The organism is Rhodococcus marinonascens NBRC 14363 (genome assembly GCF_001894885.1).
Taxonomy (GTDB): domain Bacteria; phylum Actinomycetota; class Actinomycetes; order Mycobacteriales; family Mycobacteriaceae; genus Rhodococcus_F; species Rhodococcus_F marinonascens.
Genome location: NZ_BCXB01000027.1, coordinates 1 through 15,369, shown reverse-complemented (window position 1 = coordinate 15,369; position 15,369 = coordinate 1). Strand labels below are relative to the sequence as shown.

At 66.2% G+C, this 15,369-nt stretch carries 16 protein-coding genes; 12 read left to right on the top strand and 4 right to left on the bottom strand.

All coding sequences use genetic code 11. The features are described 5' to 3' along the window. Positions 1–66 precede the first annotated feature (66 nt). The 7 genes from RM2_RS17770 (at position 67) to RM2_RS17740 (ending at position 8,118) form a co-directional block, all read left to right on the top strand. Entirely contained in the window at positions 67–882 is an 816-nt protein-coding gene (locus RM2_RS17770) for an electron transfer flavoprotein subunit beta/FixA family protein (RefSeq protein WP_072690873.1), read from the top strand. A gap of 46 nt (positions 883–928) precedes the next feature. Then, positions 929–1,885: an electron transfer flavoprotein subunit alpha/FixB family protein gene (locus RM2_RS17765; RefSeq protein WP_072690872.1), complete on the top strand. Its 957-nt coding sequence runs from the start codon at positions 929–931 to the stop codon at positions 1,883–1,885. A gap of 221 nt (positions 1,886–2,106) precedes the next feature. Further along, positions 2,107–3,327 (top strand): cysteine desulfurase family protein, encoded by a 1,221-nt coding sequence (locus RM2_RS17760; protein WP_072690915.1) that lies wholly within the window; start codon positions 2,107–2,109, stop codon positions 3,325–3,327. After that, the gene (gene mnmA, locus RM2_RS17755) at positions 3,327–4,406 is read left to right on the top strand and encodes a tRNA 2-thiouridine(34) synthase MnmA (RefSeq protein WP_072690871.1); all 1,080 of its coding nucleotides are present in this window, start codon (positions 3,327–3,329) and stop codon (positions 4,404–4,406) included. The genes RM2_RS17760 and mnmA overlap by 1 nt, the downstream gene beginning before the upstream one ends. Beyond that, a complete protein-coding gene (locus tag RM2_RS17750) occupies positions 4,403–5,440 on the top strand; it encodes a methionine synthase (protein WP_072690870.1) in 1,038 nt (345 codons plus the stop codon). The genes mnmA and RM2_RS17750 overlap by 4 nt, the downstream gene beginning before the upstream one ends. A gap of 41 nt (positions 5,441–5,481) precedes the next feature. Then, positions 5,482–7,572 (top strand): NAD-dependent DNA ligase LigA, encoded by a 2,091-nt coding sequence (ligA, locus tag RM2_RS17745; protein ID WP_072690869.1) that lies wholly within the window; start codon positions 5,482–5,484, stop codon positions 7,570–7,572. Between the two features lie 57 nt (positions 7,573–7,629). Further along, the gene (locus RM2_RS17740) at positions 7,630–8,118 is read left to right on the top strand and encodes a GNAT family N-acetyltransferase (RefSeq protein WP_072690868.1); all 489 of its coding nucleotides are present in this window, start codon (positions 7,630–7,632) and stop codon (positions 8,116–8,118) included. 39 nt (positions 8,119–8,157) lie between these two features. On the opposite strand, the gene RM2_RS17735 is transcribed toward RM2_RS17740, so the two are convergent. Further along, positions 8,158–8,808 (bottom strand): ACT domain-containing protein, encoded by a 651-nt coding sequence (locus tag RM2_RS17735; protein WP_072690914.1) that lies wholly within the window; start codon positions 8,806–8,808, stop codon positions 8,158–8,160. A 277-nt stretch (positions 8,809–9,085) separates the two neighbouring features. Here RM2_RS17735 and gatC point away from each other — a divergent pair, with 277 nt between their 5' ends. Together gatC and gatA are read left to right on the top strand one after the other, a co-directional pair. After that, complete coding sequence (gatC, locus tag RM2_RS17730; protein WP_072690867.1) at positions 9,086–9,385, top strand: Asp-tRNA(Asn)/Glu-tRNA(Gln) amidotransferase subunit GatC; 300 nt, start codon at positions 9,086–9,088, stop codon at positions 9,383–9,385. Next, positions 9,382–10,863 (top strand): Asp-tRNA(Asn)/Glu-tRNA(Gln) amidotransferase subunit GatA, encoded by a 1,482-nt coding sequence (gatA, locus tag RM2_RS17725; RefSeq protein WP_072690866.1) that lies wholly within the window; start codon positions 9,382–9,384, stop codon positions 10,861–10,863. The genes gatC and gatA overlap by 4 nt, the downstream gene beginning before the upstream one ends. A gap of 18 nt (positions 10,864–10,881) precedes the next feature. Here gatA and RM2_RS17720 read toward each other — a convergent pair whose 3' ends face one another. Both RM2_RS17720 and RM2_RS17715 read right to left on the bottom strand, forming a co-directional pair. Beyond that, entirely contained in the window at positions 10,882–12,336 is a 1,455-nt protein-coding gene (locus RM2_RS17720) for an alpha/beta-hydrolase family protein (protein WP_072690865.1), read from the bottom strand. After that, positions 12,333–12,971, bottom strand: coding sequence for a hypothetical protein (locus tag RM2_RS17715; protein WP_072690864.1), 639 nt, complete (start codon positions 12,969–12,971; stop codon positions 12,333–12,335). Before RM2_RS17715 ends, RM2_RS17720 begins: the two co-directional genes overlap by 4 nt. Positions 12,972–13,143: 172 nt before the next feature. Here RM2_RS17715 and RM2_RS17710 point away from each other — a divergent pair, with 172 nt between their 5' ends. From RM2_RS17710 to RM2_RS17700, 3 genes are all read left to right on the top strand, one after another. Continuing rightward, positions 13,144–14,298 carry a sensor histidine kinase gene (locus RM2_RS17710; protein ID WP_072690913.1) on the top strand — a complete coding sequence of 385 codons (1,155 nt, stop codon included), beginning with the start codon at positions 13,144–13,146 and terminating at the stop codon, positions 14,296–14,298. Positions 14,299–14,399: 101 nt separating this feature from the next. Further along, positions 14,400–14,768, top strand: coding sequence for a hypothetical protein (locus RM2_RS17705; protein ID WP_072690863.1), 369 nt, complete (start codon positions 14,400–14,402; stop codon positions 14,766–14,768). Further along, on the top strand, positions 14,765–15,196 hold the full coding sequence (locus RM2_RS17700; protein WP_072690862.1) for a hypothetical protein: 432 nt from the start codon (positions 14,765–14,767) through the stop codon (positions 15,194–15,196). Before RM2_RS17705 ends, RM2_RS17700 begins: the two co-directional genes overlap by 4 nt. Here RM2_RS17700 and RM2_RS17695 read toward each other — a convergent pair. Continuing rightward, positions 15,183–15,369 (bottom strand): cytochrome P450 (locus RM2_RS17695; RefSeq protein WP_139277819.1); only part of this gene is annotated, 187 nt, incomplete at its 5' end. The genes RM2_RS17700 and RM2_RS17695 overlap by 14 nt on opposite strands.

Sequence of the window (15,369 nt, the reverse complement as noted above, 5' to 3'; positions counted from 1 at the left end):
CGGGCTCGGCCCACGCGGCGCCTCGCGATAACCACGCAAGAACACACAGGAGGTCGACGAAGACCCATGACGAACATCGTTGTTTTGATCAAGCAGGTCCCCGACACGTGGTCCGAGCGCAAGTTGACCGACGGTGACTACACGCTTGACCGTGAGGCCGCCGATGCCGTGCTCGACGAGATCAACGAGCGCGCCATCGAGGAAGCGCTCCTGATCAAGGAGGCGCAGGCCAAGGAGGGCCAGGACGGCGAGGTGACCCTCCTCTCCGCAGGTCCGGACCGTGCCACCGACGCCATCCGCAAGGCCCTGTCGATGGGTGCCGACAAGGCAGTGCACATCAACGACCCTGCCCTGCACGGTTCCGACGCGGTGCAGACCGCCTGGACCCTGGCCGCGGCGCTCGGACAGATCACGTTCGACAACGAAGAGCCCGCCGACCTGATCATCGCCGGCAACGAGGCTACCGACGGCCGCGTGGGCGCAGTCCCGGCCATCATCGCCGAGTACCTGGGCATCCCGCAGCTCACACAGCTGCGCAAGCTCACCGTCGGGGACGGCACCGTCACCGGTGAGCGCGAGACCGACGAGGGCGTATTCGGCCTCGAGGCGAGCCTGCCTGCCATCGTGAGTGTCACCGAGAAGATCAACGAGCCCCGCTTCCCCTCCTTCAAGGGCATCATGGCCGCGAAGAAGAAGGAAGTTCTCGTCTACTCGCTGGCCGACCTCGGTGTCGACCCGGACACCGTCGGTGTCGCCAACGCGGGCACCACCGTCACCGCCTCCACCCCCAAGCCCCCGCGTACCGCTGGTGAGCGCATCGCCGACGAGGGCGACGGCGGCAGCAAGATCGCTGCCTACCTCGTGGGCCAGAAGATCATCTGATCGCGCCCCGCTACAGACCAGCAGACACACACAGGGAGAGTTAGACATGGCAGAAGTACTGGTGCTCGTCGAGCACGCAGAGGGTGCGCTGAAGAAGATCAGCACCGAACTCATCACCGCTGCCCGCGCGCTCGGTGAGCCGGCCGCAGTGGTTACCGGTGCCGCCGGAACCGCGGACAAACTGGCCGAGGGTCTCGCCGCCGCGGGTGCAGGCAAGATCTACATCGCCGAGTCGGACGACATCGACGGCTACCTGGTCACCCCGAAGGTCGACGTCCTCGCATCGCTCGTCGAGTCGGCCGCCCCGGCTGCGGTCATCACCGCCGCCAGCATCGAGGGCAAGGAGGTCTCCGGACGTCTTGCTGCTCGTATCGGCTCCGGCCTGCTCGTCGACGTCGTCGACGTCAAGTCTGACGGCGGCGCGGTGCACTCCATCTTCGGTGGCGCGTTCACCGTCGAAGCGAAGGCCAACGGGGACGTCCCCGTCATCTCTGTCCGCCCGGGTGCCATCGAGGCGAAGCCCGAAGCGGGCGCAGGCGAGAAGGTCACCGTCGAGGTCCCGGCTCAGGAAGAGGGCGCGGTGAAGATCACCTCGCGCAATCCGATCGTCGGTGGGGATCGGCCCGAGCTCACTGAGGCGACCGTGGTCGTTTCCGGTGGTCGGGGCGTCGGAAGTGCCGACAAGTTCTCGGTCGTCGAAGAGCTTGCCGATTCGCTGGGTGCTGCTGTCGGTGCCTCACGCGCCGCGGTCGACTCGGGCTACTACCCGGGCCAGTTCCAGGTCGGCCAGACCGGCAAGACGGTCTCCCCGCAGCTGTACATCGCGCTCGGCATTTCCGGTGCCATCCAGCACCGCGCCGGCATGCAGACGTCGAAGACCATCGTCGCCGTGAACAAGGACGAGGAAGCCCCGATCTTCGAGATCGCGGACTTCGGAATCGTCGGCGACCTGTTCAACGTCGCCCCGCAGCTCACCGAAGCGGTCAAGACCCACAAGGGCTGATCCGTACCGGTACCCCGGCCCCGTTTCCCCGTCGTGGGACCGGGGCCGGGCGTCGTAACTTTGTGTGCCGTTCACTTGTTGCTGCACTCAGTTGTTGCCGCACTCAGTTGTCCACGCGGGCTCTCGCCGCACGCGACATCCTCGATCTGCTGCAGGACGCGGTCGGGGCGGTCGGCGGCGGCATCGAGACGACGCGGCGCCTGGGCTATCCTGGTCAGGCCATGACCTCTGTTCGCAGCACCAATTCTTCCGTCTATCTGGACCACGCAGCCACCACCCCCATGGTGCCCGAGGCCGTCCGGGCGATGACCGACATCTTCTCGACTGTGGGGAATGCGTCCTCGTTGCACGGGTCCGGGCGTGCCGCTCGCCGTCGCGTCGAAGAGGCCCGCGAGTCCATCGCCGCCGACCTCGGCGCCAGACCGTCCGAGATCATCTTCACCTCCGGCGGCACCGAGAGCGACAACCTTGCGGTCAAGGGAATCTTCTGGGCCAGACGCGCCGCCGACACCGCACGGGTGCGGATCCTGGCCAGTTCCGTTGAGCACCACGCCGTTCTCGACGCCGTGGAATGGCTCGAGAAACACGAGGGCGCGCGGGTCACCTGGCTTCCGGTCGATGAGATGGGCCGCGTGTCGCCGGAGACGCTGCGCGATGAACTTGCGGTCTGCGCGGACGAGACGGCGCTGGTCACGATCATGTGGGCCAACAACGAGGTCGGTACCATCATGCCGATCAGCGAACTCGCCGCGGTCGCTGCAGAGTTCGACGTACCCCTTCACAGTGATGCCGTCCAGGCCGTCACCCACGTGCCCGTCGACTTTGCCGCGAGCGGGCTGTCGGCGCTCAGTATCGCCGCGCACAAGGTCGGCGGCCCTCAGGGCGCCGGTGCGCTGTTACTGGGACGGCAGGTTCCGTGCATTCCGCTCCTACATGGCACGGGTCAAGAGCGCGATCTGCGTTCGGGTACCCCTGACACAGCGGGCGTCGTGGGTATGGCGGCGGCGCTGCGTCACGCGACCACAGATCTTGTCTCGCACGCGGCGGACCTGACGGCGCTGCGCGACCGGTTGATCGACCGCATCGGCGAGGTCGTTCCGGGTGCGGTGCTGAACGGACCGGTCGGCAGTGCGCGCCTGCCCGGCAACGCGCACTTCACGTTCCCCGGCTGTGAGGGCGATTCGCTATTGATGCTGCTCGACGCCGCGGGCATCGAATGTTCTACGGGTTCGGCGTGTACGGCGGGTGTGGCCCGAGCGAGCCACGTCCTGACGGCGATGGGCGTGGATTCGGTGGCTGCACGGGGATCGTTGCGGTTCTCGTTCGGTCACACGTCGACGGTCGCCGACGTGGACGCGGTGTTAGCGGCGTTGCCGCAGGTTGTGGAGCGGGCCCGTGCTGCTGGGCTCGCCGATGTCGGAGCGCGTGGAGGGGATCGTTGATGCGAGTACTGGCGGCCATGAGTGGTGGAGTCGATTCCGCCGTTGCAGCGGCACGGGCTGTCGCTGCAGGCCACGACGTGGTGGGCGTGCATCTGGCGCTGTCCGCCGAACCGGGTACCTTGCGGACGGGATCCCGCGGGTGCTGCTCGAAGGAGGACGCCGGCGACGCCCGGCGCGCCGCAGATGTGCTCGGAATCCCTTTCTATGTTTGGGATTTCGCGGACCGATTCAAAGAAGACGTGATCGACGACTTCGTGGCCTCGTATGCTGCGGGCGAGACGCCCAATCCTTGCCTGCGGTGCAACGAGAAGATCAAGTTCGCGGCACTCGCGGATCGTGCGATTGCCCTCGGATTCGAGGCGGTGGCCACGGGGCACTACGCGCAACTCGAGGACGGGGTGCTGCGCCGGGCGGTCGACGCAGACAAGGATCAGTCGTATGTTCTGGGCGTACTGACGACCGAGCAGTTGTCGCGGGCGATGTTCCCGGTGGGGGACACACCGAAGGAACAAATCCGGCAGGAGGCCGCCGAACGCGGTCTCGCGGTCGCGAACAAGCCAGACAGCCACGACATCTGTTTCATTCCATCCGGCGACACCCGAGCGTTCCTCGGCGCCCGGATCGGTGTCCGTCCGGGAAGTGTCGTCGACGCCGATTCCGGTGAGGTGCTCGCGGAACACGAGGGCGTGCACGGGTTCACGATCGGTCAGCGCAAGGGCCTCGGTGTGCAGGGCCCAGCAGCAGACGGGCAGCCGCGGTATGTGACGTCCATCGAGCCCGAAACCGGCACCGTCCGTGTGGGTTCTGCCCGCAGCCTCGAGGTGCACTCGATAGCGGCGGAGCGGGCCGTGTGGACGTCGGGCCGCGTGCCGGATGCACCGATCGAGTGCACAGTCCAGGTTCGGGCCCACGGCGGGCTCGCCGACGCGGTCGCGGAAGCGGTCGACGGCGGCATCGCCATCTCTCTGCGCGAACCTCTGACCGGTGTGGCGAAGGGGCAGGCCGTCGTTCTGTACCGGACCGACCCCGTGGGCGACATCGTTCTGGGCAGCGGAACCATCTCGGGTACCGAAGCGTGAGTGAACACACAAGGACGCAGGCTATCTCATTGGCCGGGGCCGTCACCGGTGTCGGCTCGTGGCCGGGGGTGGACGCCCGCGAATCGTCGACGATCGTCCTCGGCGAACTGGGAAGGCTCCCGCATCTGGTCGAGCTACCTGCTCGCGGACTCGGCGCGGACATGATTGGGCGCGCCAGCGCCCTGCTCGTCGATCTCCAACTGGACGTGTCCACGACCGCGTATCGGGTGGTGTCTCGTCGGGGGTCCGTCGCGAAGCGTGCGATCGACCTGTTGAATCAGGATCTCGACGCGATCGAGGAGGCTTGGGAGAGCGCGGGCCTCGTCGGCGCCGACCACGTCGTCAAGGTGCAGTCGGTGGGACCCCTCACACTGGCGGCCGAAGTTGAACTCGGCACTGGCCACCGTGTACTCACCGATCCCGGAGCTGTTCGTGACTTTGCGGAATCGCTGGGCGAGGGTCTCGCGCGGCACGCGGCGGAGGTCACCCGTCGCCTCGGAGCGCGGGTGCTGATCCAGGTCGACGAGCCTCGACTGCCCGCAGTGTTGGCGGGCACGCTGTCCGGTCGTACCCGCCTCGAGACGGTTCGGGCCGTGCCCGAACCGGAGGCTCTTGCCACACTCGAGGCGACCCTCTCGGGATCTGGCGGTGTCACCATGGTCCACTGTTGTTCCGCGGGTCTGCCGTTCGACCTTCTGCACCGCAGCAGTGTGTTGGGCGTGGGCCTCGACGTGTCGCAGTTGGCCTCCGCCGACCTCGATGGCATCGGCGAGCTGCTCGATTCGGGTAAGGAACTCGCTCTGGGGCTCGTCCCCACCGCCGCGCCGGCGACCCCGGCCACCTGGCGTGATCTGGCCAAACCTGCGGTGACGCTGATCGACCGGCTGGGATTTGCGCGTACCACGCTGCGGACCCAGGTCGCGGTAACGCCGGCGTGCGGGCTCGCTGGGGCAGGTGAGTCCTGGAGTCGTGAGGCGCTGAAGTTGTGCGCAGAGGTGAGCAGCGCGTTCACCGATGACCCCGAATCCCTCTGAGTCCGGCGTTCGGGGCCGTCCGAACCCGCTAATCTTCGAGGGTGAGTGAATCGACCGAAGCCCCCACGCCGGCGCCCGGAGCCGTACGCGAGCAATGGAACGAGCTGGCAGAGGAGGTGCGCCAGCACCAGTTCCGTTACTACGTCCGCGACGCGCCCACCATCTCCGACGGAGGGTTCGACGCGCTGCTCGGTGAACTGAAGGACGTCGAGAACCGATACCCCGACCTGCGGACGCCAGATTCGCCGACGCAACTCGTCGGGGGCGGTTTCGCAACCGACTTCAGCTCCGCCGACCACCTCGAGCGGATGCTGAGCCTCGACAACGTCTTCGACGCAGACGAACTGAGGACCTGGATCGCCCGGGTCGAGCAGGAGACCGGACCCGAACTGCACTACCTGTGCGAGGTCAAGATCGACGGTGTCGCACTGAACCTGGTCTACGAGAACGGTCGCCTCGTGCGCGCCGCGACGCGCGGCGACGGGCGGACCGGCGAGGAAGTGACGCTCAACGCGCGGACAATCGACGACATTCCGGAGAAGCTCACCGGCACAGACGAATACCCGGTACCGGTGCTCCTCGAGGTGCGTGGTGAGGTGTTCTTCCGGCTCGAGGACTTCGCGGCACTCAATGCCGCGCTCGTCGAAGAAGGCAAGCCGCCGTTTGCGAATCCTCGGAACTCCGCCGCCGGGTCGCTGCGCCAGAAGAATCCGGCCGTCACGGCTCGCCGCCGCCTCGGGATGATCTGCCACGGACTCGGCCGGATCAACGGGTTCGAACCCGTTTCCCAATACGACGCGTACACCGCGCTCGCAGCGTGGGGACTGCCGGTGTCCACCCACACCGCGCGCGTCACCGGCGCGGCCGCCGTCGCGGAGAAGGTGCGGTACTGGGGCGAGCACCGCCACGACGTGGAACATGAGATCGACGGTTTGGTGGTGAAGGTTGACGAGACGTCCCTCCAACGCCGACTGGGCTCCACGTCGCGGGCACCGCGTTGGGCGATCGCTTACAAATACCCTCCGGAGGAAGCGACCACCAAGCTGCTCGACATCCGGGTCAATGTTGGGCGTACGGGCCGGGTCACCCCGTTCGCCTACATGGAGCCCGTCACGGTCGCAGGATCCACGGTCTCGCTTGCGACATTGCACAACGGATCCGAGGTCAGACGCAAGGGCGTGCTCATCGGCGACACCGTCGTACTCCGCAAGGCCGGCGACGTGATTCCCGAGGTTCTCGGGCCCGTGGTCGAGTCCCGAACCGGTGACGAGTACGAGTTCGTGATGCCGACGCACTGCCCGGAGTGTAATACGCTCCTGGCTCCCGCCAAGGAGGGGGACGCGGACATCCGCTGCCCCAATCAGCAGTACTGCCCCGCGCAACTGCGCGAGCGCGTGTTCCATGTCGCGGGCCGCGGCGCGTTCGATATCGAGGTGCTCGGCTACGAGGCGGCCGCGAGCTTGCTCGAGGCGCAGGCGATTGGAGACGAGGGTGACCTGTTCTCCCTCACGGAGGCCGATCTCCTGAAGACGACGCTCTTCCGCACCAAGGCAGGCGGGCTGTCGGCCAACGGTCGCCGACTGCTCGACAACCTCGATTCCGCCAGGGACAAACCGCTGTGGCGGGTGCTGGTCGCCCTGTCGATCCGCCATGTAGGTCCGACGGCGGCGCGCGCATTGGCGGGAGAATTCGGGTCGCTCGAGCGCATCCGCAGCAGTTCCGTCGAGGAACTCGCGGCGGTGGACGGGGTCGGCGGCACCATTGCCGCAGCCGTTGCCGAATGGTTCGGGGTCGATTGGCACCTGCGGATCGTGCAGAAGTGGTCGGCATCCGGTGTTCGCATGGAAGATCAACGGGACGAATCGATTCCGCGCACTCTCGAAGGCTTGTCCATCGTCGTCACAGGCTCTCTGGAGACGTTCTCGCGGGATCAGGCGAAGGAAGCGATCCTCATTAGGGGTGGCAAGGCGGCGGCTTCGGTATCGAAGAAGACGGCGTTCGTCGTGGTCGGGGAATCGCCGGGTTCGAAGCACGACAAGGCCGTCGAACTCGGGGTGCCGGTCCTGGACGAGGGGGGCTTTCGTCGACTGCTCACGAGCGGCCCGGAGGCGGTCGCAGACACGGAAGTGTGACCGGAACCTCGGGTCCGCAGTTTGGGCGGGTGAGCTGGTCCTGTCATAGTTCTGGCCATGATCGAAATTCGGAATGTGACCCCGGAGGACTACGAGGCCGTCGCCGACCTCACGGTGATCGCGTATGTGGGCGGCGGATTCGTCGAGGCGCACGATCCGTACACCGACCAACTCCGCGACACAGCCAAGCGTGCGGAGAAGGCGGACGTCAGAGTAGCCGTGCTGGAGGGCCAAATCGTGGGATCCGTGACGATCGCGGAGCCGGACTCGCCGTACGCCGAGGTGGCCGAACCAGGTGAGCTCGAATTCCGGATGCTCGCGGTGTCATCCGACGCCCAAGGGGCCGGGGTCGGCACCGCTCTGGTGCGTGACGTGCTACAGACGGCCTACGATCGCGGCGACCGTGCGGTCGTGATGTCCACCATGTCGGATATGGAGGCGGCCCGCCGCATCTACGACCGCAACGGATTCGTACCTGCACCCGATCGCGATTGGACACCGGTTCCAGGAGTCGAGCTGACCGTGCTGGTGTGTGAGATCGTCTGAGGTGCGTCGCGACGGGCCCGGTCAGCTGACGGACACTGATCAGCTCAGGACGGTCGCAATGATGCCGGCGAGATAGCCCAGCCGGGCGATTTCGGACGGGCGGAATTCCGGTCCACCGGGTCGTCCGAGCATCAGCACGCGGCCGGTCGTGCCGAGGGGAGCCGCGGCGAGCGTGGTGTCCATGTCACGCCACGATTGGGGCACCCAGTCGCCCTCGCCGTCGAGTACGGTGGGCTTCTCGAGCGGCATCCACGGGATGCCAGTGGCCTGGGTCTCCGGGGCTCCCGAGCTGCCGACCACGCGGTACACGCCGTGGGGGCCGAGATCGGCCACTGCGGACCAGCCGACCCGGAGTACACGCGCCGCACCGTCGACGAGGATCTGCAGACGATCGTCCGTGGCGGCGGCCACCTCGTCGATCAGTTCGAGCTCTCGGTGGGTGTCGAGGATTCCGGCGTAGGGGCGGATGGAGTCGACGCTGACGCCCGGCAGATTCTCGGCCGCGGTGATGAGAGTGTCGGGAAGAGCTCCCGGCTCGACGTCGACCACGAGGTCGTCGATGGCGAATCCGGCACCCCGTTCCACGACGTCGAACGACAGAATGTCAGCACCCACCGAGCCCAGCGCCACGGCGAGAGAGCCGAGGCTACCGGGTCGGTCGGGAAGCTGGACGCGAAGCAGATACGACACGTGCTTCCCTTTCGCCACGAGATGGACGCGGGCGTTCCCGCGGCCCCCGCTACTGACCATCTTTGCACTTGCGTTCATCGACTATGCGGTCTCCCCTTCGGCTTCGCCGGAGTGGTCGAGGTGATTCGCAGGTCGCGTGCGGTTCGAGTCCGTGCGGTTCGAGTCCGCGCTGGTCGAGCCACTGACCACCAGGTTGCGGCGCTGGCTGCACGACCGATCGGGCCACGCTCTAGGCTGAGGCGGTCATTGTGTACGTCCGAACCGAAGGAGTCCCGCGGTGCCTGCCATCTCCCGTGACGAGGTCGCGCACCTCGCGCGGCTGTCTCGACTCGCCCTGACCGACGCCGAACTCGACGAGTTCGCCGGACAGTTGGACTCGATTCTCAGCCACGTGAAGGTGGTCACCGAAGTGTCGGCCGAGGACGTTCCTCCGATGGCGAATACGAACGCAGTCACCAATGTGACCCGTCCCGACGTGATCGTTCCCGGTCTCACACACGAGCAGGCGCTGTCCGGCGCTCCCGCCGTGGAACAGGATCGCTTTGCCGTGCCGCAGATTCTGGGAGAGGGCGAATGAGCGCCGAACTGACCACCCTCGACGCAGCAGATCTCGCGTCGAAGATCCACCGCCGCGAGGTGTCGTCCGTCGAGGTCACCCAGGCGCATCTGGACCGGATCGCCGAAGTCGACGGTGAACTCGGCGCCTTCCTGCACGTCGCGGGCGAGCAGGCCCTCGTGTCGGCCAATGACGTGGACAGCGGCCTCGCCGCCGGTGACGACCCGGCCTCACCGCTGGCCGGCGTGCCGTTGGCGCTCAAGGACATCTTCACCACCACGGACATGCCCACCACGTGCGCCTCGAAGATTCTCGAGGGCTGGATCGCGCCGTACGACGCCACGCTCACCAGCAAGCTTCGCGCCGCTGGAATTCCGATCCTTGGCAAGACCAACCTCGACGAGTTCGCGATGGGATCGTCTACCGAGAACTCCGCATACGGTCCGACCCGCAATCCGTGGGACACCTCCCGTATTCCGGGTGGGTCGGGCGGTGGCAGCGCGGCGGCGCTCGCATCCAGGCAGGCTCCACTCGCGATCGGAACCGACACCGGCGGATCGATCCGTCAGCCCGCCGCCGTCACCGCGACAGTCGGCACCAAGCCGACCTACGGCACAGTCTCCCGTTTCGGTCTCGTCGCGTGCGCGTCCTCTCTCGATCAGGGTGGTCCTTGCGGCCGCACGGTCCTCGACACGGCGCTGCTGCACGAGGTCATTGCCGGTCACGACCCGCGCGACTCCACTTCCATCGACGCCCCGGTCCGCCCGGTGGTCGCAGCGGCGCGTGAGGGTGCCGGCGGGAACCTGAAGGGCGTGAAGGTGGGTGTGGTCAAGGAATTGCACTCCGACAGCTACCAGCGTGGTGTGATCTCGTCGTTCGACGCCGCCGTCGCCCAGCTCACAGAACTCGGCGCCGAAGTCACCGAGGTGTCGTGTCCGAACTTCGAGTACGCGCTCGCGTCGTATTACCTGATCCTGCCGAGTGAGGTGTCGTCCAACCTTGCCCGCTTCGACGCGATGCGCTACGGATTGCGGGTCGATGAGGGCGGCATGAGCGCCGACCAGGTGATGGCCGCGACGCGTGCCGCGGGCTTCGGCCCGGAGGTCAAGCGCCGCATCATGATCGGCACGTACGCGTTGTCCGCGGGCTACTACGACGCCTACTACGGTCAGGCTCTCAAGGTACGGACTCTCATTGCCCGCGACTTCGACAAGGCGTACGAGAAGGTGGACGTTCTGGTCTCGCCCACCAGTCCGTTCACCCCGTGGAAACTGGGGGAGAAGGTCGGCGATCCGCTCGCGATGTACCTCTCGGACCTGTGCACGCTGCCGACGAACCTGGCGGGCCACTGCGCGATATCGGTTCCATCGGGATTTTCCGCCGACGACGGTCTGCCGGTCGGTCTGCAGATCATGGCCCCCGCGTTGGCCGACGAGCGGTTGTACCGGGTCGGTGCCGCCTACGAGGCCGTTCGCGGTCCCATCGGGGCGCCGAGCTAGTCCGATCGGCTTGCCGAGTTAGGTGCAGTCAGGCAACGCAGTGCCCTGTTCGGTCCCGTACCGATGTCCGTGTCCGGCTGAGAAGTTCAACGCGGATATCAGGTCGACGCTCGTCTGTAGAAATGTGATGCCCGGAATCCACTGGGGTACCGGCGCATCCCGTCGTGCGAACGAGAGGTCGGGACGGTGCAGGATCAGGTCGGGGGACCACCACACCACTGGATCCGAGGTGTTCGCGAGGACCGTCGCACCGGCCGTCGAGACGGATCGGGCGGGTGGCCCCGCCCACAGGGCTCCGCACGCCTGTCGATTCCGCTGGCTGGGTTCCGCGAAAATGGCGCTACCGCCCACTGATCCGAGACTCTGGCCGTAGAGGTAGAGCGCAGGACGGAGTCTGTCAGCGGGTAGGTCGGCGATCCGGTCGGCGATGGCGTCAAACAGCGCCGCGGCCGATTCGTCTGCGGCGGAACGGGTGAATATGAATGTCATCCAACTCGGCAGGTGCGAGTACTGCATTCCGACGATCGCGACGTCCCCACCGAAGCGCTCCTCGAATCCGTCAGTGGCGTTCTCGTCAATCCATCCCGAACCGGTCGGGACGGTGACGACGATGGCTGACCGAGCAAATCCGCCGACCCGCTCGAGCTCCGACACTGCCAGTTCCGCACGCGATTCGACGTTCGATGCCGAGTTCATGCCGACATAGGTGCGAATGCTCGGCGACTGGTCACCGGCGGCCACGAACCGCCGACCCTGCCGCCCGAGCGACTCCCAGGTAATCGCGGAATCGGGGCCGCCGGACACGCCACCGGACATCGGCCGCTGCAGTGACACGTCGACGAAGGCGTCGGCGTCACTGTAGGACTGCGACGTCATCGCCCACAATGCGGGCCCCGCGACCAGTTGGAACCCGGTCACGAGAACGACTACCGTGGCGGCGCTGCCAATCCAGCCGAGGCGCCGGGCTACAGCGGCGGTGGCTCTTCCGATTCCGACGACGATCAGGAATGTCACTGTGGCACCGAGGAGTGTGCGCAGCCAGTACTCCGGACCGACGGCCGGCATGCCCATGGCTGCGCGCAACGAGTCCTGCCAGTGGTCGGCGAGCACCATCGTCCAGGTCACGGCGATCATGGATCCGATCAGGACCAGGAGTCGCACCGACTCGCGCGGAGTGTGGTGGTCACGCGAGTATTTGACGAGCCGCGCCAGTCGGCGGAGGACGATCACGATGCCGAGACCGGCGGCCGCGAGGGTGCCGCTGAACACGGCCTGGGTCAATACGTCACGGGGAAGAAGTGACGGAGCGAGCGACGTGAGCGCCAAGCCGGTGACGGCGATCGTGGAGGAGACGCGCGGGAGTGCGGAGATCGGAGTCGTCGTGGCAACTGCGCGACGCGACAGGAGCGGTGTGGCTCGCGGATGACTGTGTGCGGTGCTCGGTCCAGGGCCGAATAGAACGCTTGTGGTCATGTCATGGCCCCGGCGGGCCGTGGACGTCGGCGCAGTAGCCACGCCGCACCGGCCAGGAGCGCCGCTCCACCGCCGACAAGTCCGTAGCTCAGCCCTGATTCGGTGATCGGCGTCGAATAGCCTTGGCGCCAGCTATTTCCGGCGACGGCGGTGGTGGCGATGTTTGCCATCACGAAGCACTTCGTCCTGGCCTGCTCGCCGACGCGGGCCTCGCACGCCGCATGCATTCGCTGATCGAGTTGTGTGTCCAGGCTCTTGCGTGCCCATGGGCCCAGTTCTGCGCCGGATCGTGACGCGTAGCGCAGTAGGTCGTAGCCGAGGTCGTGTGCCTTGCAGGAGGTGTCGAACTCGATCGGCAGCGGCACGGGCGACGAGCACTCGCCGTCCGGGTTGACGAGTATTCCGTCGATTCGGAGCGGTGTGTACCCCATCACTGAGTCGAAGTGCGTGGGAATCGAGTGCGTGGCGAGATTATCGGTTGAGGTGAGCGCGCGCACTGCCGCCGACGCGGTGGCATCCTCGTGCAGAGGTGGGCTCGCAGCGCCGATGCCGGCGAATCCGGTCGTGGTCAGTAGTGCCGTCGCGGCGATTGCCACCGCGGTCCAAGTCGTCTTGCGTGTCCCCGTCGTTCGCATGACGACGACGTTATGAATATGGGTTGCGCAGTCACATCACACTGGAGTCCGGTTCGAAACCTCGCTTCGTGGTGCCAGCGGGCCGGCGGCCCATACCTGGGAGCTAGGTAGACATGGACCCGGGGTGTGAGGACATGCCGCGACGACAGTTTCTACTGTCAACAGTGTGGACATGAAGACGCGCACTCGGAGAGACGCAGTAGGTCAATGGTTGAACGTGGCAATTGTCGTGGTCACGGCGATTTTGTTCGCCGTGGCGTGGCCGACATTGCACTTGACCCATCAGGTCAGCCCTCCCATCCAACCGTTCGTCGCGGCACTTGCGGCGTTCCCGTTCCTGCTGATCCGGGCGAATCCGGCACTGGCCTGGGCTGTGTCCGCTGTGTCCGCTCTCGTGATTCCGCAGGTCTTCGCACTGCAGGAGGGTTACGACTATCCGTGGCAGGTAGTCCATATCCTGGTGATGCTCGCGTTGCTGGCCGCGGTCAGTGTGCGGGCGGCCCTTCCTGTCGTGGGTGTGGCGTGGATTTCCACCGTGTTGCTGTTCCTCGCCGACATGCCGGGTACCAGCGGCCGCGGATGGACCGTCGGTCTCACCGCGACCGTCGTCTTCTGTCTGCTTATCCGCTGGCTGCTGCTCTCGCGCCGGCAACTCGCGCAGCAGGAGGGACTGAGCGAATTCGAGCGCACTCGTCGGACGATCCTCGAGGAGAAGACACGCATCGCCCGTGATTTGCACGACGTTGTCGCGCACCACATGTCGATGGTCGTGGTCCAGGCGCAGAGCGCGCCGTACCGCATCGCCGGAATGTCGGACGAGACACGCGCGGAATTCGAATCGATCGGTGCCGCAGGACGCGCGGCCCTGAACGAGGTTCGCGGACTGCTCGGAGTTCTTCGTAGCGACGGTCAACTCGCCGAACTTGCGCCACAGCCCGGGGTCCAGCAGATCGGCGAGTTGCTCGAGGGCACTCGCAGGGCGGGTATCCCGGTTGTGTGGCACGTCGACGGAGAGCCGAGCCGACTGCCGGAGTCTGTCGGTCTCGTGATGTACCGGATTCTTCAGGAATCCCTGGCCAACGCGGCGAGGCACGCACCCGGTGCGGATGTTCTCGTTGACATCGCGTACTCGAGTCCCGCGACACTCTCCGTCGTGAACGGCTCGTCACCGCGAGCCGATTCTGTCCCAGCCGCGGAATCATCGGGCGGACAAGGGATCATCGGAATGCGTGAACGCGCGCACGCCGTCGGAGGCGTGTTCGCCGCCGGGCCGCGCGCCGACGGCGGGTTCGAGGTCACTGTGACGTTCATGTCCTCAGCGGTGTAGGCCGGCCGGTAGGTTGGCGCACAGGCCGGGCGGGGCCGGGGTCTTGGGTCTGGGTCTCGGTCCTTTCCGCAGGTACGGACTCGGTCACCCTGTCCTTGGCGGTGGTCAGTGATCTCTCCAACATCGCCAAACGATACGAGGGGATAGCTGAGAGGCTCGGTCTGGACGAACTTGCAGCAGTCAATGCCGACTTGGACGTCTTGGTCGATCGAATCTTGCGATCTTGGGTGATATCTCAGCTCGAGATGAAGGCCGGAGCAGACAGAGACAAGAACGATTTCCTTGTTGAGATGCTCATAGGCGACTATCTGGATCGGAAGCCGGTACCGGCCGACAAGTCCGATGAACTCGATTTGCTGTATATGAGATGGCTGACAGGTCGCGCGTCGGATGAGATCAGCCCACAGGTAGAACACCAGTTCGCCACACGGTGGCAGCAGGCCAAGAACAAGGAAAAGAAGCCGAGATGACGACCCACCTCTCCCCCTCTCTCAGTCAGAAGCTCGAGCGGATGCGCGACTTCTACCACCACCGCAACGAACCCCGGCTGTCGCTTCAAGCGGTGGCCACGATGGCCGGGAGGCATCTCTCCCGGCCGGTGCCTGCGGAATTGCTCGAGAAAGCGGCGTCCGGGGAGGTGCGTGAGCTGCCGCGAGACGTGGCCGATGCCCTGTGCGATGCGATGGGCACCGACCGGTCGTACCTTCAACCCGGATCCGGTCTCGATATCGACCTAGACCAGCGCCTACGCCTGTGGATCGAGATTCGGGACCGGGGCATCGACCATTTCGCGGCGCGCGCGACGAGCGTCACCCGAGACGAGCTCGAGGAGCTCATCGCTCACATCCAGACTATGCCGCTTGCCGCAGACGACAACGCGAAAGCTACACGCGGCTGAACTTCAGCCGTAGTCCCTTCGGCCGCAAGGTCAGTGTCTCCTCAACCGTGAGCTCGTAGCCGGGCTCCGGTTCGATGTCGAAGCGCTGCGCGAGAGTGGCGAGAGCCAAAGTCATCTCATGCAGCGCGAACTGGCGGCCGATGCACGATCGGATGCCGGTACCGAATGGCTTG